This window comes from uncultured Maricaulis sp. (genome assembly GCF_963976135.1).
In the GTDB taxonomy this organism is placed as follows: Bacteria; Pseudomonadota; Alphaproteobacteria; order Caulobacterales; family Maricaulaceae; genus Maricaulis.
In genome coordinates, this window is the sequence record NZ_CAXBKN010000191.1 from 1 (window position 1) to 1,717 (window position 1,717).

General features: G+C 65.2%; 2 protein-coding genes. Both read right to left on the reverse strand.

What is annotated here, in order from left to right; translation table 11 throughout:
* Positions 1-245: 245 nt before the first annotated feature.
* The gene (locus AAC023_RS14465; protein ID WP_339742019.1) at positions 246-833 is read right to left on the reverse strand and encodes an HNH endonuclease; all 588 of its coding nucleotides are present in this window, start codon (positions 831-833) and stop codon (positions 246-248) included.
* Positions 834-1,052: 219 nt separating this feature from the next.
* Positions 1,053-1,717 (reverse strand): phospholipase (locus AAC023_RS14470; protein ID WP_339742021.1); only part of this gene is annotated, 665 nt, incomplete at its 5' end.

Consider the following 1,717-nt stretch of genomic DNA (forward strand, 5'->3'; position numbering starts at 1 on the left):
GCGGGAGGGGTGAGGCACTTTTCACCCCCACGCCCCCAATTCTTGTCATCCCTGACGGATGCCCGGACGCATTAGCGATCCGGGCGCAGATCAGGGACCCAGACGCCCAACGGATGGTTGCTTACGTGATCGACCGGCCCCATCTAGCTGGAGCCGCGATGCAGGTTCTGGGTCCCTGATCTCCGCCCCGCCGACGCGGGGCATCCGTCAGGGATGACAAGGGTTTGGTTTTGGAAGGAACCTGGTCACCGCTCCAATTCCACATCCCAATACAGATAATCCAGCCAGCTCTCATGCAGGAATTTCGGCGGGAAGCGGCGGCCCTGGGCCTGGAGCTCATACATGGTCGGGCGTTGCGGCGGGCGGCGCAGCGGCATGCGGGCTTCGCGCGGATTGCGGCCGCCCTTTTTCAGATTACAGGGGCTGCAGGCGGCGACGATGTTTTCCCAGCTGGTCTTGCCGCCGGCGCGGCGCGGGATGACATGGTCGAAGGTGAGACGGTCGGTGGCCGGGCCGCCACTGCCATGGCCGCCGGTGCCGCAATAGGCGCATTTGAAGCCGTCGCGCAGCCAGACATTATAGCGGGTGAAGGCGGGGGTGCGGTCGAGAGCGACATAGTCGCGCAGCGCCACGACGGACGGCACGTGCATTTCGAAAGTCGGGGAGTGGACCACGTCCTCGTAATTGGAGACGATGGCGACGCGTTCGAGGAAGACGTTTTTCACCGCCTCCTGCCACGGCCAGGTCGAGAGCGGCCAATAGCTGAGCGGCTGGAAGTCCGCATTCAGCACCAGACAGGGCCATCCCTGCGGCGCCTTAGCAAGCACCTGCATGGCCGCCTCCCCCTTGTGTCGCGGCCCTGGAGCCGCGCGGGGAGGATGTATCCCGGACAATCGTCCTGAAAACGCACCTCCTTGGACTGCCCGTACACCCGAAGGCGAATCGGAACCTGTGTCCTTGAGGGGAAGTTTACGCGCCTTTCGGTGACACGCCTATGACATCACAGCCACAGCACCTGCGGCATGGCGCAGCAGGGGCTGGCGCCGGCCTGTTCAGCGATAGCCGCCGGACAGGGCGGTCTTGAGGAAATGCGCGCCGATCTCCAGCCCGTCCTGGCCGATTGAATGCGGCAGGCCCTGGGAGATATGCCATTGCGCGCCATGACCGGCCTGGGCCAGGTTTTCCAGCGCATCGAACATGAAGCCGAGCGGCAGGACCTGATCCTGGTCGCCATGGATCAGCATCACCGGCGGTTTCGAGCGCATTTCCTGCTTCAGCTTCGGCCCGCCTGGCAAGGCACCGGAATAGCCCAGGATTCCCGCCAGCGGCCGCTCGCGGCGCAGACCGGCCTGCAGCGAGAGCATGGTGCCTTGCGAGAACCCGCACAGCACAAGGTCGGCCTCGGTGAGGCGGTAGCGCGCCAATTCCTGGTCGATGAAACGGTCAATGATCGGCCCGGCGATGGCGGCGCCGGCCTCGATCCGGTCGGGATCGAGATTGGAGATCGGGAACCATTGATAGCCATTCGGCGCCCCCGGCACCGCCTCGGGCGCATTCGGGGAGACCCATTGCACATGCGGCAGAGCCGGCGCCCAGTGCTGGCCCAGCCCGATCAGGTCATCGCCATTGGAGCCATAACCATGCAGGAAAATCACCAGCTTGCGCGGCGGCTGTCCGTCACGCGGGGCCAGGCGGGGGCCATCAATCGGGGTCATGC